The sequence below is a fragment of the Vibrio nigripulchritudo ATCC 27043 genome (genome assembly GCF_000222685.1).
Lineage (GTDB): Bacteria > Pseudomonadota > Gammaproteobacteria > Enterobacterales > Vibrionaceae > Vibrio > Vibrio nigripulchritudo.
On record NZ_AFWJ01000168.1, the window covers coordinates 19,315 to 38,093 of the forward strand.

General features: G+C 45.8%; 18 protein-coding genes. 11 read left to right on the forward strand and 7 right to left on the reverse strand.

Annotated features, from left to right (window positions below; genetic code table 11):
• Positions 1–156 precede the first annotated feature (156 nt).
• Together RH89_RS14010 and RH89_RS14015 are read left to right on the forward strand one after the other, a co-directional pair.
• Positions 157–690 (forward strand): sigma-70 family RNA polymerase sigma factor, encoded by a 534-nt coding sequence (locus RH89_RS14010; RefSeq protein ID WP_045961902.1) that lies wholly within the window; start codon positions 157–159, stop codon positions 688–690.
• Positions 687–1,370 carry a ChrR family anti-sigma-E factor gene (locus tag RH89_RS14015; protein ID WP_004403009.1) on the forward strand — a complete coding sequence of 228 codons (684 nt, stop codon included), beginning with the start codon at positions 687–689 and terminating at the stop codon, positions 1,368–1,370. Before RH89_RS14010 ends, RH89_RS14015 begins: the two co-directional genes overlap by 4 nt.
• Before the next feature lie 88 nt (positions 1,371–1,458).
• Here RH89_RS14015 and RH89_RS14020 read toward each other — a convergent pair whose 3' ends face one another.
• From RH89_RS14020 to RH89_RS14035, 4 genes are read right to left on the reverse strand one after another with little or no spacing between them, the layout of a single operon-like run.
• A complete protein-coding gene (locus RH89_RS14020) occupies positions 1,459–2,838 on the reverse strand; it encodes an AmpG family muropeptide MFS transporter (RefSeq protein ID WP_004403010.1) in 1,380 nt (459 codons plus the stop codon).
• Positions 2,839–2,898: 60 nt separating this feature from the next.
• On the reverse strand, positions 2,899–3,441 hold the full coding sequence (locus RH89_RS14025) for a peptidylprolyl isomerase (RefSeq protein WP_004403011.1): 543 nt from the start codon (positions 3,439–3,441) through the stop codon (positions 2,899–2,901).
• Positions 3,441–4,013 (reverse strand): YajG family lipoprotein, encoded by a 573-nt coding sequence (locus RH89_RS14030; RefSeq protein ID WP_004403012.1) that lies wholly within the window; start codon positions 4,011–4,013, stop codon positions 3,441–3,443. Before RH89_RS14030 ends, RH89_RS14025 begins: the two co-directional genes overlap by 1 nt.
• Before the next feature lie 40 nt (positions 4,014–4,053).
• Complete coding sequence (locus RH89_RS14035; RefSeq protein ID WP_038146022.1) at positions 4,054–5,190, reverse strand: methyltransferase; 1,137 nt, start codon at positions 5,188–5,190, stop codon at positions 4,054–4,056.
• A 363-nt stretch (positions 5,191–5,553) separates the two neighbouring features.
• On the opposite strand from RH89_RS14035, the gene RH89_RS14040 reads away from it, so the two are divergent.
• The 9 genes from RH89_RS14040 (at position 5,554) to nqrM (ending at position 13,551) form a co-directional block, all read left to right on the forward strand.
• Positions 5,554–5,868 (forward strand): BolA family protein, encoded by a 315-nt coding sequence (locus RH89_RS14040; RefSeq protein ID WP_004403014.1) that lies wholly within the window; start codon positions 5,554–5,556, stop codon positions 5,866–5,868.
• Between the two features lie 444 nt (positions 5,869–6,312).
• Entirely contained in the window at positions 6,313–7,653 is a 1,341-nt protein-coding gene (locus RH89_RS14045) for a Na(+)-translocating NADH-quinone reductase subunit A (RefSeq protein WP_004403016.1), read from the forward strand.
• Between the two features lie 3 nt (positions 7,654–7,656).
• A complete protein-coding gene (locus RH89_RS14050) occupies positions 7,657–8,901 on the forward strand; it encodes an NADH:ubiquinone reductase (Na(+)-transporting) subunit B (protein WP_004403018.1) in 1,245 nt (414 codons plus the stop codon).
• Positions 8,891–9,679 (forward strand): Na(+)-translocating NADH-quinone reductase subunit C, encoded by a 789-nt coding sequence (locus tag RH89_RS14055; protein WP_004403025.1) that lies wholly within the window; start codon positions 8,891–8,893, stop codon positions 9,677–9,679. The genes RH89_RS14050 and RH89_RS14055 overlap by 11 nt, the downstream gene beginning before the upstream one ends.
• Positions 9,679–10,311: an NADH:ubiquinone reductase (Na(+)-transporting) subunit D gene (locus tag RH89_RS14060; RefSeq protein WP_004403027.1), complete on the forward strand. Its 633-nt coding sequence runs from the start codon at positions 9,679–9,681 to the stop codon at positions 10,309–10,311. The genes RH89_RS14055 and RH89_RS14060 overlap by 1 nt, the downstream gene beginning before the upstream one ends.
• Before the next feature lie 7 nt (positions 10,312–10,318).
• Positions 10,319–10,915 (forward strand): NADH:ubiquinone reductase (Na(+)-transporting) subunit E, encoded by a 597-nt coding sequence (nqrE, locus tag RH89_RS14065; protein ID WP_004403029.1) that lies wholly within the window; start codon positions 10,319–10,321, stop codon positions 10,913–10,915.
• Between the two features lie 17 nt (positions 10,916–10,932).
• A complete protein-coding gene (gene nqrF / locus RH89_RS14070) occupies positions 10,933–12,156 on the forward strand; it encodes an NADH:ubiquinone reductase (Na(+)-transporting) subunit F (protein ID WP_004403031.1) in 1,224 nt (407 codons plus the stop codon).
• 141 nt (positions 12,157–12,297) lie between these two features.
• Positions 12,298–13,302, forward strand: a complete 1,005-nt coding sequence (locus RH89_RS14075; RefSeq protein ID WP_004403033.1) for an FAD:protein FMN transferase — start codon at positions 12,298–12,300, stop codon at positions 13,300–13,302.
• A 15-nt stretch (positions 13,303–13,317) separates the two neighbouring features.
• Positions 13,318–13,551, forward strand: coding sequence for a (Na+)-NQR maturation NqrM (nqrM, locus tag RH89_RS14080; protein ID WP_004403034.1), 234 nt, complete (start codon positions 13,318–13,320; stop codon positions 13,549–13,551).
• A gap of 109 nt (positions 13,552–13,660) precedes the next feature.
• Here nqrM and RH89_RS14085 read toward each other — a convergent pair whose 3' ends face one another.
• The 3 genes from RH89_RS14085 to RH89_RS14095 form a co-directional block, all read right to left on the reverse strand.
• On the reverse strand, positions 13,661–14,029 hold the full coding sequence (locus tag RH89_RS14085) for a hypothetical protein (protein ID WP_004403049.1): 369 nt from the start codon (positions 14,027–14,029) through the stop codon (positions 13,661–13,663).
• A gap of 9 nt (positions 14,030–14,038) precedes the next feature.
• Positions 14,039–17,962 carry an AsmA family protein gene (locus tag RH89_RS14090; protein ID WP_004403051.1) on the reverse strand — a complete coding sequence of 1,308 codons (3,924 nt, stop codon included), beginning with the start codon at positions 17,960–17,962 and terminating at the stop codon, positions 14,039–14,041.
• A 172-nt stretch (positions 17,963–18,134) separates the two neighbouring features.
• Complete coding sequence (locus RH89_RS14095) at positions 18,135–18,779, reverse strand: OmpA/MotB family protein (protein WP_004403054.1); 645 nt, start codon at positions 18,777–18,779, stop codon at positions 18,135–18,137.

Below are 18,779 nucleotides of genomic sequence, written 5' to 3' on the forward strand. Positions count from 1 at the left end.
TTCCGCTGCATCGTATACTCACTTTAATAAGGGCAATATCCAATCAGGGATATACCCAGTTCGATGTAAGGAACGATCATGAGCAAGACGCTAGAAGCAGGCTCCGGAACACAAACCAAATCGTCAGGGTTAGATCGGGCACACTGGTCTGCCTGTATGGCTAAAATACAAAACGGCGACAAACAGGCTTACGCTGAAGTATTTCGGTTCTTTTCACCAAGACTGAAAACTTTTGTCATCAAACACGTGAGTAACGAGCACGTTGCTATCGAAATCATTCAGGATACGATGGCGATGGTTTGGCAGAAAAGCCACCTGTTTGATCCAGCAAAAAGCTCCTTGTCGACCTGGATCTACACTATCGCGAGAAACTTAAGTTTTGACCTGCTCAGAAAGCAAAAAGGCAAAGACTTACACGTTCACTCTGAAGATATTTGGGCGAGCGATTACTGTCCTCCGGATCTTGTTGACCATTACTCGCCGGAACAAAACATGTTGAAAGAACAGGTTGTCCGTTTTTTAGACGTGTTACCACAAAGCCAGAAAGACGTGGTTAAAGCTGTTTATTTAGACGAGCTGCCGCACCAGCAGGTGGCTGATATGTTTGATATACCGTTGGGGACCGTGAAGTCACGTTTGCGACTGGCGGTAGAGAAATTGCGCCATTCAATGAATGGGGAGTCGCTATGAGTTATCACCCGGATTTAGAAATGTTTAAAGCTTATGTCGATGGGACAATAGACCCATGCCACGGAATCATGGTGGCAGCTCATCTTGAAACATCCAGCGAATCCAGACAGACGGTTCAACGTCTGGAAGCGGAAGCGGCGCAAGAGATGTTCAGTGCTGACGTAGCTGAAACCGACACCGACCTTCCGGAAATGGAAGATATGTTGTCTTCAATTATGGATATGAAGCAACTTAAGCCAGACACTCAAGTTCATGAACAGCCTGCGAACCACCACATTGAGCTGAATGGTAAGAAATTTGTTCTTCCCAAAGCACTGCGAAACCACATCACTCGTATTGGTGAATGGCGAAGTTACGGTGGAAAGGTTTACAGCGCGGCTGTCGAACTGGAAGAAGAAGGTGCCAGAATGAACCTGCTTTATATAAAAGAAGGGGTTCAGGTGCCGCAACATACTCACAAAGGGATTGAAACGACTTTAGTGTTACACGGCGGATTTACAGACGAGCATGGTCACTATGATGAAGGTGACTTCATGACTCGGGATGCGTCTGTGAAACATTCACCACAGACTCCAGAAGGACAGGATTGTCTGTGCCTAACTGTGTTAACCGAGCCAATGATTTTCACACAAGGCGTAGCAAGAGTGTTCAACCTGTTTGGTCGTGGTGTATTTCCTTAATCTTTGTTTCCCTAAACATAAAAAAACAAAGTCCAAGAAAGAAAAAGAGGCTCATTCGAGCCTCTTTCTGTATCCATTGAACTGGGCGTTACTCCTGTCCTTTCGCTTTTAAGCTTTCTTCGTAGGCATCTTCTTTAGCCTTGTCCAAAAGTCTTGCGAAGTAATGCCTCAAGGAATAAAGCATTAACAGGCTTGGAATGACCATCAACGATGTAATGATAAAGAACGTCGTCCAGTCGTCCAGAAAGTCAACCAGCTCACCACTGAATGAAGCCAATGTTGTTCTGCCAAAGTTACCCAGAGACGCCAACAGCGCGTATTGAGTCGCCGAGAAGGCTTGCCCGGTCATTGCCGTCAGGAACGAAACAAAAGCGACAGTCGAAAAAGCCGTAGTGAAGTTATCTATCACGATAGTCGCAAAGAACAGCGTTTCGCTTGGACCTACTTTTGCAATCCAGGCAAACATCAGGTTACTTGCCGCCATCGCGATACCGCCGATCATCAGACCGCGGACAATACCAAACTTCACATTGACCATACTGCCCAAAATGGTGAACAGGATAGTGAAGCCCCATCCAATTAACTTGGAGTAGTAACCAATCTGCTCGTTACTAAAGCCTACCTCTTTATAGAAGGTGATGGACATGCGACCCAAGAAGGCTTCACCAATCTTGAATAGGAAAACAAACAACAGCAGGGTGACTGCAACCTGAACACCGTTACGACGGAAGAAGTCATAAAACGGCTCAACGACGGTTACAGTGAACCAGGCAGCCACAGGCGAGCCTACAAGCTGTGAATGACGCTCTTCGGCTTGTTTCTGGAGTTTTTCACGATCGGTTTTCGGTTCGCCAACCAAAATGGTAAAGAGCATAAGAATGCCGACAATCACCGCCATTCCATAAAACACACCATTCCAGCCAATACTGTCTGCATTAATAAAGGCGAGATAACCCGGTAATGAATACCCAGTCCACCAGCCAACAACTGCCATCGCAGAGGCTTGTGGAAGTTTGTTGGACTCGGATTTCGGGAAGGTATCAATACGATAAGCATCAACAGCGATATCTTGTGTCGCCGAGGCGATGGCAATACCAAAAGCGATCATTGAAGTGATCATCAGATTTTTAGCGGGGTCGACACCTGCTATGCCAAGCGTGCAGATTAAGATGACGACCTGACAAAGTAAGATCCAGCTTCGGCGCTGACCAAACAGCGCATTTAGAACGGGTAATTTTACGCGGTCGACTAAAGGTGCCCATAAAAAGTTAATTGCGTAGACAGCGAAAATAGAACCGAAGTAGCCAATGGCTGCGCGAGTTAATCCGGCATCTTTTAACCAGCCAGACATGTTGGAGCCGATAAGCACCCATGGAAAGCCGCTGGAGCAGCCTAACATAAATACCCAGAGCAAGCGTTTGTCGAAGTAACTACGGATAGTTTCAAGCCAGGTCATGTTGCTTGACATAGAACACTCCTTGTAAGAGAGAAAAGAAAACGCTGGCGAGGAGCCAGCGTTTTTTAATTATTATTTTTGTAGTGTGACTTTTTTCACCACGATTGGTTCTACAGGAATATCCTGCATGCGTCCCATGGATTTGGTTGGCTTAGTTGCCATTTTCTGAACCACTTCAAACCCTTTTGTGACCTTGCCAAAAACCGCGTAGCCAGGGTTAGCAGCAGAGTAGTTTAAGAAGTCGTTGTTTTGTAGGTTGATAAAGAACTGACGAGTTGCAGAGTCCGGATTGGATGTACGAGCCATTGCAATTGTTGCGGCGTCATTCTTAAGCCCGTTGCTTGCTTCATTCTTGATGGGAGCATAGGTTGGAAGACGCCCCATCTTGGCGTCAAAACCGCCTCCCTGAGCCATAAATCCTGCAATAACGCGATGGAACTGAGAACCTTCGTAGCTTCCATCTTCTACATAGCGAAGAAAGTTTTTCACCGTGGCAGGGGCTTTGGCTTCATCCAGCTCAACGGTAAAGGAACCCAAATTGGTTTCGAATACCACGCTTTGTGCCCAAACTGGTAATGAAAAAAGGCATACCAAAGATAAAATCAGGCTGCGCATTAGAATCTCTCCTTCATGTAATTAAGAAGTTCTTTATCGTTAGCAATTTCTGCCAGAACCAAGTCCACAACATCATTCAATACAAGTTCAATGTCTTCATTGGATGCCGATAAAGTGCCAGTCTTTTTCGCAGTGCCGTTGTAGGACTTAACCAGCTTACCGCGTGGTGTTTCAGCCGTAACCTGCAAGGTTACTTTGGCGTCCAGTTCGTTTTCCATCAGAGTATTGGATACATTGACCAGCGCTTCCTGAACTTCCAGACTTAATGTGTTGTTGCTGTTAGCGACCAGTTGAAAACCCTGAGACACCAACTGTTGATATACAGCGGTTTCAATAGCAATACGCAGGTTTTGCTTGGTATGGATTGGTTGTGTAGAGCGACGACCGCTATTCACCAGCGCAACATATTGAGAAGTACGAATGTCGCGGCTTTCTAAAGAGAAAGACTGACCATCGACCAATTTAACGCTGCTAAGGGTAGGGGTTGGCGTGAGGTTGATTTGCTCTTCTTTCTGAGGAGAAGCACATGCTGCCAACAAAATCACAGATGCAGCAAGTATCAATTTTCTCATGACTAATTCCTTTAATTAAACAATCTCGCAGGATGGTTTTCTAATTTTTAGTGGCTTGTAATATAACAAATTTACTGTTGGATGCGACGAGCTTCACCTGCGATTTTCCAAATAAACGTTCAAGTTTTATATCGTAGCCCAGGTGACGGTTGCCAATAACAAATAAATCCCCTCCGCTATTAAGAACATGCTTTGCATCACAGAACATCTGCCATGCGATGTGGTCAGTAATGGCTTGTTGTTGATGGAACGGAGGATTACATAACACTAAGTAAGTACTCTCTTTTTTAAAACCATCAAGGCAATTATTGGCGATACACTGGATATTGCGATCTTCTCCCAGGTTTTCTGTGAGATTGCGCTTGGCTGATTCCACCGCCATGTAACTTTCATCCACACAGGTAATGCGAGCCTGAGGATTAAGTTGACCCGCTTTTACAGCCAGAACGCCATTACCACATCCTAAATCGACAATATGGCGCAAATCCTTATCTTGAGGGATATGTTCCAGCATAAAGCGGGCACCCAAGTCGAGCCCTTCTCCAGAGTAAACGTTAGCAAGGTTCACCAGTTCAAAGTTCTCACCCTCGACTTTCCATCTTGTTTCTGGCTCTACCGTTGGCGGTTGCTCCGCATCTAACGTTGAAAACACCAGACGGTGCTTTTTCCATGCCAGTGATGTTGTCGTCGTCCCCAAATGCTTTTCAAATAGTTTGAGTGTCGAGGTATGAATCTCTTTTGCTTTATTGACGGCAATGACTTTGCAGTTTTTGGGAAGAGCTTCTTTTAACTGGCTAAGTTGCCACGTCAGAAACCGGTTGATTTTTGGAATCTGCATCAGAACCAGATCAACGTCGTTTGGGATGGATTCTAAGCTCGTTAAAAACTCAATCTTATTACACTGGTTACGTTGCAAGTTCTTCAAAGCACCACGGTGAGAGATGAACGAATCTGTCACCATGGTGACTTGGTATTTTTCTGAAAACCAACACGACAAAGCGCCAAAATGATCATTTAAGATCAGAATTTTACTGCCTTCTGCCAGTTGGATTTCATCCTCGACATGGTTGATTAGATATTCGTCGCCGGCATTCCATGCTTGTAGGGTTTCTTGAGCTTTTTTGGGGAAGCGATGTAAGGTCAGTTTTCGACCTCGAAGTTGTAACTCGGTGTTCATGGAATAAGGTAGGTAGTGGGCTAAGTGCGCATTGTCGCAGAAAGCGCAGTACGCGAGCAACCGGAAGTTAGCTGCTTGTCTTTGTAAGTTATTTTTCGGCTCTCTTTTATCGTGTTTTAAGAAAGCTTAATAAAAGATGTTCGGTCTGATCTAAGAGATAAGCTTGACGCCTTTAATTGCAAGAAAATCAGATCAAAGCCACTTTTTTATCGATTGCTGTGTCATATATCGCGTTTATTCCGTATACCCAAATGAATTAGATTTGAGTCAGGATCGTGGGAAAGAACATAGCGAGTAGAGTTAAGTCCGAATATAATCTTATCAATACACAATAAGGTGAACCGCTTACAGCAAGGAAAGGACATGATTCAAGAAATCATTGAGCAAAAACTGCAAAACGAATTTCAACCTAAGCATTTGGAAGTGTTGAATGAAAGCTATATGCACAATGTGCCTAAAGGTTCAGAAAGTCACTTTAAAGTGATTATTGTGAGTGAAGCATTTGAGGGGCTACGTTTAATCGGTCGTCACCGCAAAGTAAATGGTGTATTGACAGAAGAATTAGAAAATCACATACACGCTCTCTCTATTCATACCTATACTGAATCAGAATGGTTACAACAAACAGGTGGTGCTCCAGATAGCCCAATGTGTTTGGGTGGAAGCAAACTGGGATAACAAATAAAACAATAAGACTTTAGAAAACGGCTCATTTGAGTGTGTTTAAAGTGCTTTTGCGTTTTAAATGTCTGTTGAGTGAATATTTGTGAACGAAATGATTTGTTAAAAAAACTTATAAATAAAAATGAATGGGTTAGATCCAGTTATTTTTATGATTTATTAACATTTGTGCGACAGTTCAAACTTATTCACATTGACTAGCTAATCTGTAACCAACAAACGAAAAATTACAGATTAATCCGGTGCATGGTCATGGCATCACCTTCACAAAAGATGCTAGACTATCGCACCTGATAAAACTCGCATTTTTTTGTGACGAGTTATTTAAGAGGATGTTGCGATTTTGACCAGGGTGTCAGGTCAAAACCGGACACAAAATGTCGTGTCTAACTTTTACGCAATTAAAAGAATCTTTTTCCCGATAAAGTAGTGCAAGTGCGTATGATTACAATAAAGAAGGGTTTGGATATTCCAATTTCTGGAGTTCCATCCCAGGTGATAAGTGATGGCAAGTCCATCAATAAAGTCGCCTTGCTTGGCGAAGAGTACGTTGGAATGCGTCCTACGATGCATTGTCGCGTAGGCGATGTAGTGAAAAAAGGTCAAGTTCTTTTTGTCGACAAAAAGAATGAAGGCGTTAAATTCACTGCTCCAGCGAGTGGTAAAGTCATTGAAATTAACCGTGGCGCTAAGCGCGTACTTCAATCTGTAGTAATTGAAGTAGAAGGTGATGAGAAAGTGACTTTCGACAGTTACGCAGCCGATAAGCTAGTCAGTCTTGACCGTGAAACGATCAAAACTCAGCTAGTTGAATCAGGTATGTGGACTGCACTTCGTACTCGTCCGTTCAGCAAGGTTCCTGCGATCGAGTCTTCAACTCAAGCTATCTTCGTTACGGCAATGGATACCAATCCATTGGCAGCAGATGCTGGAGTTATCATCAATGAGCAAGCCGAAGCGTTTACCGCTGGTCTAGACATTATCTCTCGTCTGACTGAAGGCAAAGTTTACGTATGTAAAAATGGCAATAGTCTGCCTCGCTCATCTCAATCTAATGTTGAAGAACATGTATTTGATGGACCGCACCCTGCTGGGCTTGCTGGCACACACATGCACTTCTTATACCCTGTTAATGAAGCTGTATCTGCATGGAGCATCAACTACCAAGATGTGATTGCATTTGGTCAGCTATTCCTGACAGGTGAGCTATACACTGATCGTGTGGTTTCTCTGGCAGGTCCAGTTGTAAACAACCCACGTTTGGTTCGCACAACTGTAGGTGCAAGCCTGGAACAACTGGCTGATGGCGAGTTGATGCCTGGCGATGTACGCATTATTTCCGGTTCTGTGCTTGCTGGTACCCAAGCGAAAGGTCCTCATGCCTACCTTGGTCGTTACCACCTTCAAGTATCTGCAATTCGTGAAGGCTATGAGAAAGAGCTATTTGGCTGGGCAATGCCTGGTAAGAACAAATACTCGATTACTCGCGCATATCTTGGTCACCTGTTCTCAGGTCGTCTATTCAACATGACAACAACGACCAACGGTAGTGATCGTTCTATGGTGCCAATCGGTAACTATGAGAAGGTACTACCTCTGGATATGGAACCAACTTTGCTGCTTCGTGACCTGTGTGCCGGCGATACTGACAGTGCTCAAGCACTGGGTGCGCTAGAGCTGGACGAAGAAGATTTGGCATTGTGCACCTTTGTGTGCCCTGGCAAATATGAATACGGCGAGTTGCTTCGTGAATGTCTAGACAAGATCGAGAAGGAAGGTTAAGTCATGGCCCTGAAGAAGTTTCTTGAAGATATCGAGCACCATTTTGAGCCAGGTGGCAAACACGAGAAATGGTTTGCTCTGTACGAAGCTGTAGCAACAGTTTTCTACACACCAGGTTTGGTGACAAAACGTGGTTCTCACGTTCGTGATAGCGTTGATTTGAAACGTATCATGATCATGGTTTGGTTTGCGACTTTCCCAGCAATTTTCTGGGGTATGTACAACGCAGGTAACCAAGCAATTATGGGTCTGAATCATCTTTACCAAGGTGCAGAGCTTGCAGGCGTTGTTGCTGGCAACTGGCACTACTGGTTAACCGAGATGATTGCGGGACCACTCTCCCTGGAAGCGGGGTGGGGGACCAAGATGATTCTTGGTGCAACCTACTTCTTGCCGATCTACCTGACAGTCTTTGTTGTGGGTGGTTTCTGGGAAGTCCTTTTCTGTATGGTTCGTAAGCACGAAGTTAACGAAGGTTTCTTTGTTACCTCTATCCTGTTTGCGTTAATTGTTCCACCAACACTTCCTCTATGGCAGGCAGCGCTAGGTATTACCTTCGGTGTTGTTGTTGCGAAAGAGATCTTCGGTGGTACAGGTCGTAACTTCCTTAACCCAGCGCTTGCAGGTCGTGCTTTCCTATTCTTTGCTTACCCAGCACAAATCTCTGGTGACGTAGTTTGGACTGCGGCAGATGGTTTCTCTGGTGCAACTGCTCTAAGCCAGTGGGCTCAAGGCGGTAACGGTGCACTAGTGAACACAATCACTGGTGAAGCAATCACTTGGATGGATGCATTCCTAGGTAATATCCCTGGCTCTATTGGTGAAGTGTCAACTCTGGCACTGATGATTGGTGCCGCGTTTATTGTCTACATTGGTGTTGCCTCGTGGCGAATCATCGTTGGTGTTATGTTGGGTATGGTGGCAACGTCATTCCTGTTCAACATCATCGGTTCAGACACGAACCCACTGTTCAGCATGCCTTGGCACTGGCACCTTGTTTTGGGTGGCTTTGCATTTGGTATGTTCTTCATGGCAACCGACCCAGTATCAGCTTCCTTTACCAACAAAGGTAAATGGGCATACGGTGCATTGATTGGTGCTATGTGTGTGATGATTCGTGTAGTTAACCCAGCTTACCCTGAAGGTATGATGCTGGCGATTCTATTCGCGAACCTATTCGCACCTCTGTTCGACCACGTAGTGATCGAGAAGAACATCAAGCGGAGAAAAGCACGTTATGGCAAGTAATAACGATAGCATTAAAAAGACGCTGGGTGTTGTTGTCGGATTGAGTCTGGTTTGTTCAATCGTTGTATCAACAGCAGCCGTAGGTCTACGTAGTCAGCAGAAAGCTAATGCTGTACTCGACAAACAAAGCAAGATCGTTGAAGTTGCAGGCTATGAAGCAGGTAGTGCTGCAGAGGTTCGTTCACTGTTTGGTGAGAAAATAGAACCGCGTCTGGTTGATTTTAAATCAGGTGACTTCATTGAAAAAACAGAAGATGGCTTCACTGCGGCTGACTACGATCAGCGTAAAGCATCGAAAGATCCTTCTTCGTCAATCAAACTGACCGCTGACGACGACAAAGCGAAAATCATTCGTCGTGCCAACACGGGTATCGTTTATCTGGTTAAAGATGGCGACGCAATATCTAAAGTGATTATCCCTGTTCACGGTAATGGTCTATGGTCAATGATGTACGCTTTTGTTGCGGTTGAAACCGACGGCAACACAGTTTCGGGCATCACTTACTACGAGCAGGGTGAAACTCCTGGACTTGGTGGTGAGGTTGAAAACCCAAGCTGGCGTGCACAGTTCGTAGGCAAGAAATTGTTCGACGAAAACCATCAACCAGCAATCAAGGTTGTAAAAGGTGGAGCTCCTGAAGGTTCAGCGCACGGCGTTGACGGTCTATCAGGTGCAACACTGACTGGTAATGGTGTTCAAGGTACATTCGACTTCTGGTTAGGTGACAAGGGCTTTGGTCCGTTCCTAGCTAAAGTTCGTGACGGAGGTCTGAACTAATGTCTGGTGCACAAGATGTTAAAAAGAGCCTGTTAGCGCCTGTATTGGATAACAACCCAATCGCGCTTCAGGTACTGGGTGTGTGTTCTGCACTTGCAGTAACCACCAAACTTGAGACAGCATTCGTTATGACACTGGCGGTAGTATTCGTTACTGCATTGTCTAACTTCTTTGTTTCTCTTATTCGTAATCACATTCCTAACAGTGTGCGTATCATCGTTCAGATGGCAATCATCGCATCACTGGTAATCGTGGTAGACCAAATCCTGAAAGCATACTTGTACGACATCTCTAAGCAGTTGTCTGTATTCGTTGGCTTGATCATTACAAACTGTATTGTAATGGGTCGTGCTGAAGCATTCGCGATGAAATCGGCTCCACTGCCATCTCTAATAGATGGTATTGGTAACGGTCTGGGTTACGGCTTCGTTCTTATTACTGTTGGATTCTTCCGCGAATTGTTTGGCTCGGGCAAACTATTCAACATGGAAGTACTTCCTCTAGTGAGCAACGGTGGTTGGTATCAGCCTAACGGTCTGATGCTTCTTGCACCATCTGCATTCTTCCTGATCGGCTTCCTTATCTGGGCGATCCGTACGTTCAAACCAGAACAAGTAGAAGCGAAGGAGTAAGGGCGTCATGGAACATTATATTAGTCTGTTAGTTAAATCGATTTTCATCGAAAACTTAGCACTGTCGTTCTTCTTAGGTATGTGTACTTTCCTTGCGGTATCTAAGAAAGTTAAGACGTCATTCGGTCTTGGTGTAGCGGTTGTTTTCGTACTAACAGTTGCAGTACCAGTAAACAACCTGCTTTATAACCTGGTTCTTAAAGAGAACGCATTGGTTGAAGGTGTAGACCTAAGCTTCCTGAACTTCATTACGTTCATCGGTGTAATCGCAGCATTGGTTCAGATTCTGGAAATGATTCTAGACCGATTCTTCCCACCTCTATACAACGCACTGGGTATCTTCCTGCCGCTTATTACGGTGAACTGTGCGATCTTTGGTGGCGTATCATTCATGGTACAGCGTGATTACAACTTTGCTGAGTCTGTGGTTTACGGCTTCGGTTCTGGTGTGGGTTGGATGCTTGCAATCGTCGCATTGGCGGGTATTCGTGAGAAGATGAAGTACTCAGACGTCCCTCCGGGTCTACGTGGTCTAGGCATCACGTTTATCTCTGTTGGTCTTATGGCGCTGGGCTTCATGTCCTTCTCTGGTGTTCAACTGTAAGGTATAAGGAATAGTCAATGGACATTATTCTTGGTGTAGTGATGTTTACACTGATTGTTCTAGCCCTGGTTCTGGTAATTTTGTTTGCCAAATCCAAGCTAGTACCAACAGGTGACATTACAATTTCCGTAAACGACAACCCTGATCTGGCGATCGTGACTCAACCAGGTAGCAAGCTGCTTGGTGCTCTGGCTGGTGCAGGTGTATTCGTATCTTCTGCTTGTGGTGGCGGTGGCTCTTGTGGTCAGTGTCGCGTAAAAGTGAAATCTGGTGGTGGCGATATCCTACCTACCGAGCTTGACCACATTACTAAAGGTGAAGCGCGTGAAGGTGAGCGTCTGGCATGTCAGGTAGCAATGAAAACCGACATGGACATCGAGCTTCCAGAAGAAATCTTCGGTGTTAAAAAGTGGGAATGTACGGTTATCTCTAACGATAACAAAGCAACATTCATCAAAGAACTTAAGATTCAGATCCCTGATGGCGAATCAGTACCTTTCCGTGCTGGTGGTTACATTCAGATCGAAGCGCCAGTTCACCACGTGAAATACGCTGACTACGATATTCCTGAGGAATACCGTGAAGACTGGGACAAGTTCAACCTGTTCCGTTACGAGTCGAAAGTCAACGAAGAAACTATTCGTGCATACTCAATGGCGAACTACCCAGAAGAAGAAGGCATTATTATGCTGAACGTGCGTATCGCTACGCCGCCGCCTAATAATCCTGATGTACCACCTGGTATCATGTCTTCATACATCTGGTCTCTTAAAGAAGGCGACAAGTGTACGATTTCTGGTCCATTTGGTGAGTTCTTCGCGAAAGATACTGATGCTGAAATGGTATTCGTTGGTGGTGGTGCAGGTATGGCACCGATGCGTTCGCATATCTTCGATCAGCTTAAGCGTCTTAACTCTTCTCGTAAGATGTCGTTCTGGTACGGTGCACGTTCTAAGCGTGAAATGTTCTACGTGGAAGACTTCGACGGTCTGCAAGCTGAGAACGATAACTTCGTTTGGCACTGTGCTCTGTCTGACCCTATGCCAGAAGATAACTGGGAAGGTTACACAGGCTTCATCCACAACGTACTGTATGAAAACTATCTGAAGGATCATGATGCGCCTGAAGATTGTGAGTACTACATGTGTGGTCCACCAATGATGAACGCGGCTGTAATCGGCATGCTGAAAGATCTTGGTGTAGAAGACGAAAACATCCTATTGGATGACTTCGGTGGCTAATCTCACCTAAGTGATTGAATTATGGCTGACTCAATTGAGTCGGCCATTTATTTTTGCAGTCTCAAGTTGTTATAGAACAGCGCCTTCGGTGCAAGACTCTTTTCTTTATCAACTTTCATAATAATTATCAGGAGTGAGCAAGTGAAACTTTGGCTTGTTGCATTAACTTCCTTACTGGCACTGGTGGGATGTACCCAACCGAAAGAACAGATCCATTTATCCGGTCCTACTATGGGAACCACCTATAATATTAAATATATCGAGGTGGATGGTGCGCCAGCATCTGACGATATTCAGGTTGAAGTGGACAAATTGCTTGAATTGGTTAACGACCAGATGTCGACGTATCGTAAAGATTCTGAGCTGAGCCGTTTCAACCAGTACAAAGGTAGCGACGCATTTGAAGTCTCGCCTGAAACGGCAATTGTAGTGAAGGAAGCGATCAGGCTGAACCAGCTGACTCGTGGCGCTTTAGATGTGACTGTAGGTCCTCTTGTTAACTTGTGGGGATTTGGTCCTGAAGCTCGCCCTGAAGTGGTTCCATCAGACGAAGAGCTGAACGCTCGCAAAGCGATGACCGGTATTCAGCACCTGAGCGTTACGTCGAGTACGTTAACCAAAACGCTACCAGACTTGTATGTTGACTTGTCTACTATCGCAAAAGGCTGGGGCGTGGATGTGGTAGCGAACTACATTGAATCGCTGGGCATCAACAACTACATGGTTGAGATTGGTGGTGAGATTCGCTTAAAAGGCGTCAATCAGGAAGAGGTACCTTGGCGCATCGCGATTGAGAAGCCATCGACCACTGAGCGAGCGATTCAGGAAATCATTGAGCCGGGCAACATGGCGATTGCCACCTCAGGTGACTACCGAAACTACTTTGAAAAGGATGGTGTTCGTTATTCGCATATCATCAACCCGCAAACCGGGAAACCGATTAGCCATAAAGTGGTGTCGGTCACAGTACTTCACCCATCCAGTATGACCGCAGATGGTCTATCTACTGGTATTATGGTGTTAGGTGAAGATGCTGGTCTGGAGATCGCGAACGAAAATAACCTTGCCGTTATGATTATTGTAAAAACAGAGCAAGGGTTCGAAGAAATCTACTCAGACACTTTTAAGCAGTATTTAAATAAATAATAGGAGTCGTGAGCAATGACTGAGTTTATCGTTACATTCGGGTTTTTCTTGACGATTGTTACCGCTATGTCTGTTGGTTACATCTTCCAGAAAAAAGTGGTTAAGGGCAGTTGTGGCGGCTTGGATGCTGTAGGTATTGATAAGGTATGTAATTGCCCAGAGCCTTGCGATGCGCGTAAGAAGCGTGAAGCACGAGAAGCGATGCGTGCTGAAAAGATTGCCTCTTGGGAAAAAGACAAAATTCTTTGATTTTTCTGCTGCCAGAATGAACAAAGCTCAGCAAATTGCTGAGCTTTTTTGATCTTTGGCTTTTTGGATGTATGTGGTGTTGAAGTCAGGCGCTTGTACCAAGTTCAGACTATTTGGGACTGGTCAGAGCCACAGCGTAGCGCCACGATTCGCCCTGCTCCCCCTGAAAAGCCATGTTTGCCTCTCCACCGCGCTTGTCCAGCGAGTAGACGGGCAACTCAGTTGTCACTGGTTGTCCGTTATTTTGGCAAGTCAGGTTACTCTCTATTATTACCTGCCCGTCCGACTTAGGGGTGATTCGCCCTAAGTATTTGCATTCACCTGAAACTGCAGCTCCCCACTCATTAGACTCCAGAAACGCCTCGAAATAGTGATTCCGTGCCCCTTCATCTAAAGTGATACATAGCTTGTAGTCGAAATTGGCAAATGCGGGAAAGCACATTGTAGACAGCACCACTGCTGCAAATAGTTTTCTCATTTTTAACCCTTACTGCTTAACTGCTATTCCGCGTGAAATCGCTTCACATACATGGCTACCGTCGCTTTGTAATGGTTTTTCTACCAGCCAGCGAATCGGCGAGATAACCGGGCTGGTGGTGAAGCGTACGGATGTTTCCAAAATTGCGGAAAGTGGGACATTGAAATCAAAGTCCTCAAAACTGCCAGACACTTCTACTGGTGTCTGTAAGCTAAATATCTGCGCTGACTTAGGTCTTGGTGTCAGGTACAGGTCAAATGTGCGGTTTGGGTATGAAGCGTTAAACGAACCGTTTACCTGAATTCGTGTGGTATCGAGCAACACATCACGCTGGCTCATCTCACCATTTTGAACGTCAAACCCGCCCGCGACACAGTTAAGCACCGACTCTTGCTCTTCAGTAAAGCTTGGTAATATGGCATCCGTTAAATTCACTGCCCATAAGTCGATAAGATCGGCTTCAAATTCCTTTGGCCAAACCGAAAAACCAATAAAGCCATTTGCGTTGTTCATTAGGCTGTCAGGGGTGTTGGCCAGACTGGTCAGATTAAAGTATGTACTGAGCTCTCCACCCATATTTGTTTTCTTGTCGATACGACGAGCAATTACCCCGTAATCGAAACGATGAACCTGGCCTTGCATGGCAATATCAAACAGCTTTTCTTGCGCGGCTATTTCTCCAGCCAGGGATACAGAGCCGCCCGGAATACGAACTTTTAAAGACGACACGGTCATCTTTCCGTTTGTCAGTTTTAGCCGGGCTTCTGTAGCGCCCAGCCAGTCGTTACCTGAACGTACGTTGTTGACGTCCAGAGAGAGCTCTAAATTCGCCCACGATAGCCCTTCTGGGCTGAGTACCAACGGCTGCTTTTGTTCGGTCGGTTTCGTTTCTTCTGGCTCTTTTGTTTTGTTGTCATCATTTGGTAGCCATGCTCTCCAGTTGCCGACTTTGAAGTCGTCCATCTGAATCAGATCAGAGGAAAGGGATAGAGCAATGTCTGGTCGATTAAATCGACCAAGCGGGCGAAGATGACCGCTACCTTCAAGTTCACTACTGCCAACATTAAGAATCAGATGTTTTAGCTGATATTGGACTTCATCGAGAGAAAGCTCCGCACTTAACTTGATGGGACCGTAGGGAGGAAGCGCAACCCCAGTGAATTCGTTAAGGCGATCAAGGTTAGGAATGTCGGCATTTAGCTTTAACGATAGCTTGGTGAAATCAAGGGGTAAGGAGAGCTGAGTTTGAGCTTTAAACGCGATGTCACCGATATTGAATATGAGGTCGGCAGGCAGACTTTCAGTCAGTTGATTAGCTTCTTTCAAAGACACCGATGTGATTTGTAATTGCGTGTCTTTCCCCGAAACGTCGCCGTTTATAAGCAACTCTGTTGAACGCTCTGGTCCGGTATGAAAGCGTCCTTCCGCAATGCGGATTGCCATTGCCTTGCCTGTGTAGATATCGGGAATTTCTAGGTATCCACCCTGGAGCAGGGCATCGACCTCGGTCATCTCCATAAATTCAAGCAAGGTTTTGCCCGAGAGTGCCAATCTGATCTTTGCACTGTCCAGCGACATCTTCATGTCATCAGCCACACCAAATGTCTTTGCCATTTCTGAAATGTCAGGTTTGCTGGCACTAAGATTCAACTCTGAATGGATTTTTGCTGCATCTACGCTGAGGGACAAATCTCCTTTGAGAAGACTGTTAGCAAAGCGCATGGAAAACGGCGCTGAGCTCATCATCCCGTTTCTGATTTTCCCACTAAAAGATAAACGTTCCAGTCGCTGCTGAGCCCAGAGTACTTGGTTCACTTTTAATGAGAGGTTGGCATCAAGAATATGGATGTCATTACTAAGTAGCGGAACGGAAAGGTTGACCCCTTTAGTTGGAACTGCCTGTTCAACTTCTGGCAGAGACTCTTCTTTCGCTAGCAGCGCCAACTGGTTGAAATCCAGTTTGTCGAATTGAGCATCAATGTTGACTAGACCCTGTTCAGACCCTTCCTGCCATTTGAGATTGAACTTCCCTTTGCTGTCCATTAACTGAAGATTTTGGGATTCAAAGGTTATCCAACGACCCTGATGGACAAGGTTGGCTCCAAACTTAAGGGGACCTGTCGCCTGTGCTTGAGTTCCCAGCCAAGGGCTAAGCTTGGCGATGTCCGGGCTGTGGATTTGAAGCGCAAACTGACTGCCAACGCCCCACTTGGTTTGTGGCAGTGTTCCAGATGCGGACAATTGCAACACTGGGCTAGCTAAGGTAAGGGTGGTTTGCCAGTCACGGCGATTGACAATATCAGATAGTGCACCAGCGTCTGCCGTAATAGTCGCAGGCACGCCTTGCAGTTTTCCGTGAATATCAATGTCGACGGGAATGTTCATTCCTGCTCTGAATCTTGCTTTATCAATGGCGAAGCTGGCATCTTGTGCCCATTCAACATGAGCATTGTCGACGTCAAAAGAGAGATCGCTGTTGCTGATCCATTCCTTGAGCTTGGTTCCTTCCGTTGATACGGTCAGCAATGCATTGTCTAAATGCCCACGTGCGTTATCCATACCTGCAAGCCAGCTTGCCAGCTCTCCCAATGAGGAGTCTTTCGCGCCCAGTTCTATGTTTAATCTTGATGACCACTCGGTGGCGTCGATTTCCGCATTCCCCTGAAAAGGAACCTGGGCAATATTGGCGGCGAGGGGAGCACTCAGCTTGCCTTCTTTGCCTACAACAGACAGCGAGAGGCTGTTGATGTCCGTTCCCAGCCCCAAGATCTCACCTATGGTCAAGTTAAGGTTGGTGTGGGTTGCAACCAACCATTGATCCAAAGCTCGCTGTAATGGTGATTTTTGTGGTGGGGCAGAAGCAAAGCCCATCGCGTGCTGTTCTGGTTCAGGCTGAAGCCAGGGTCTGAGGTCAATCACGGGCACATCGAGCTTGCCATCAATCGTGTTGATATCGCCAAGTGTGACTTCCAAATACCCGGATGCCTGAGTTGCCGGGCTGTCCAGAGTTAAGTCTTTCACACTTAAGTGACCTTGCTGAGCGGCTAAATTAGCTGAAATGTGTAACGGAGCTATGTGGTATACATCCCATCCTAGCAGCGCTTCAATGGGACCAGTATCCTGCCAGTCAAGTTGAAGGCTGGCGGTAGATAGTCCTTTATCGAGAGGATGAATTTCCGAGCTTAGGGATAAAGCCGCGCCCGCAAAGCTGCCTTGGATATCCAGCTTACCCGACTGGTGATTAAGGATGCTCTCCAGCTCACCGGTGATAGCCAGATCGTAAGCCTGACCTAAGGTTGCTCCTTGAGTCTTTAACTTCCAGAGTTTGCCGTCTTTGGTTAAATCAAAAGTGTCTAGAAACCAGTCTAGATAAACGCTTTCCTGTTGGTCGTCGTACACGACACTCAGGTTCTCTGCATGAATGCGTTCCCCGAGGTTGAGTGACCAAGCTTGATGAGGCTGAACTGAAAGGGTTTGTGGTTGCTCTGAGTTTGCCTGAAAAGACTCCCAGTTTGAATGACCATCAAAATCCTTAGCCAGATACAAATGAATGTCTTTCAGATCGATAAAGTCGATGTAAACCTGATTGTCGAGTAAAGGAAGTACCGCCACTTTTGCCGATGCATGACCTACTTTTAGGGTAGGCTGCCACTCGATACTCGGAATATTGGCAATTTCAATCTGATTGACTTCAATTTCAGGGCGAAACGAAAGGCGCAGTCGGATGTCACCTTCGATGGATACCGGGTGGGAGATTTGTTGTTGAATCAGGTCAGCCAGTTTTCCTTTATAGGGTGTGAGGTTAATGTTCACACCAACGGCTAACGCGATGGCGACCCCAGTCACCAGTCCAAAAATAGCCAAACCTAAGAACATCAATATTTTTCGAAAGATCGATGGTTTGGTTACAGGTGTTTCATTTTCCGTGGTCATGGCTTTTCAGGGTTGGGAGCTGGTTTCATAAATATAGCGGTGGACGATACCACAAGCAGGACGAAAACTGTAAAGCAATCACCGAAGAAATATACATACGGTTACACCCATACTTGGATTATTCTTCGGTGAAGGGAACAGGTAAGTATCTAGGCTATTAATACCTCGAACATCAATGCCTCGAACTACGACGAATATAGATACTTACCCGGCGGTTCTGCTTTCTTTGTTCTTCAATTGAGTCAGTCTCTGTACTTTGTGGGTAAGTGTCTGCAAAGGCAACGGCGCTGACTTTGTTTCTGTCGACAGACAGCGAAATCAGATGCCGTGCTACCCCTATGGCTCTTGCCCCGGAAAGCTCCCAGTTACTGTCAAACTTTTCATTTTGAATAGGCACGTCGTCAGTATGGCCCTCTACAACCACTTCTTTGCCAGAGATGTCCACCTGTTTGAGAGAATTTGCAAAAATGCCAAGCAATCTTATTCCTTCTTCACTCAAATCGGCGGAGCCTTGCTGATACAGCGCCTCGGTATCGAAGTCCACCTTAATGCCGTCTGGCACCTGAGTCAGGGTGATGGGCTCTTGTTCCGTGGCAGACTCTAGTGATTTCAGCAGATCATTCATGGGTAAGGGCACATCGCGTTGAGTCAGTGCATTCCAGCCTGCTTTGAAGTCTTCAAACTTACCCTGATCGATTTGTGAAGTAGCCAGAATGACGATGAAGAACGTCATCAGCAAAGTGATGAAATCACTGTAGGTGACAAGCCAGTCGTTGTCTTCACGTACATCAGCATCGTTGTGGCGTCTTCGAGGCAT

What these genes read in the sequence shown, in the direction of transcription:
- RH89_RS14010 (WP_045961902.1), top strand. Translation starts at nt 157, where the DNA reads ATGGCTAAAATACAAAACGGCGACAAACAGGCTTACGCTGAAGTATTT.
- RH89_RS14015 (WP_004403009.1), top strand. Translation starts at nt 687, where the DNA reads ATGAGTTATCACCCGGATTTAGAAATGTTTAAAGCTTATGTCGATGGG.
- RH89_RS14020 (WP_004403010.1), bottom strand. Translation starts at nt 2,838, where the DNA reads ATGTCAAGCAACATGACCTGGCTTGAAACTATCCGTAGTTACTTCGAC.
- RH89_RS14025 (WP_004403011.1), bottom strand. Translation starts at nt 3,441, where the DNA reads ATGCGCAGCCTGATTTTATCTTTGGTATGCCTTTTTTCATTACCAGTT.
- RH89_RS14030 (WP_004403012.1), bottom strand. Translation starts at nt 4,013, where the DNA reads ATGAGAAAATTGATACTTGCTGCATCTGTGATTTTGTTGGCAGCATGT.
- RH89_RS14035 (WP_038146022.1), bottom strand. Translation starts at nt 5,190, where the DNA reads ATGAACACCGAGTTACAACTTCGAGGTCGAAAACTGACCTTACATCGC.
- RH89_RS14040 (WP_004403014.1), top strand. Translation starts at nt 5,554, where the DNA reads ATGATTCAAGAAATCATTGAGCAAAAACTGCAAAACGAATTTCAACCT.
- RH89_RS14045 (WP_004403016.1), top strand. Translation starts at nt 6,313, where the DNA reads ATGATTACAATAAAGAAGGGTTTGGATATTCCAATTTCTGGAGTTCCA.
- RH89_RS14050 (WP_004403018.1), top strand. Translation starts at nt 7,657, where the DNA reads ATGGCCCTGAAGAAGTTTCTTGAAGATATCGAGCACCATTTTGAGCCA.
- RH89_RS14055 (WP_004403025.1), top strand. Translation starts at nt 8,891, where the DNA reads ATGGCAAGTAATAACGATAGCATTAAAAAGACGCTGGGTGTTGTTGTC.
- RH89_RS14060 (WP_004403027.1), top strand. Translation starts at nt 9,679, where the DNA reads ATGTCTGGTGCACAAGATGTTAAAAAGAGCCTGTTAGCGCCTGTATTG.
- nqrE (WP_004403029.1), top strand. Translation starts at nt 10,319, where the DNA reads ATGGAACATTATATTAGTCTGTTAGTTAAATCGATTTTCATCGAAAAC.
- nqrF (WP_004403031.1), top strand. Translation starts at nt 10,933, where the DNA reads ATGGACATTATTCTTGGTGTAGTGATGTTTACACTGATTGTTCTAGCC.
- nqrM (WP_004403034.1), top strand. Translation starts at nt 13,318, where the DNA reads ATGACTGAGTTTATCGTTACATTCGGGTTTTTCTTGACGATTGTTACC.
- RH89_RS14085 (WP_004403049.1), bottom strand. Translation starts at nt 14,029, where the DNA reads ATGAGAAAACTATTTGCAGCAGTGGTGCTGTCTACAATGTGCTTTCCC.
- RH89_RS14090 (WP_004403051.1), bottom strand. Translation starts at nt 17,962, where the DNA reads ATGACCACGGAAAATGAAACACCTGTAACCAAACCATCGATCTTTCGA.
- RH89_RS14095 (WP_004403054.1), bottom strand. Translation starts at nt 18,779, where the DNA reads ATGCCTCGAAGACGCCACAACGATGCTGATGTACGTGAAGACAACGAC.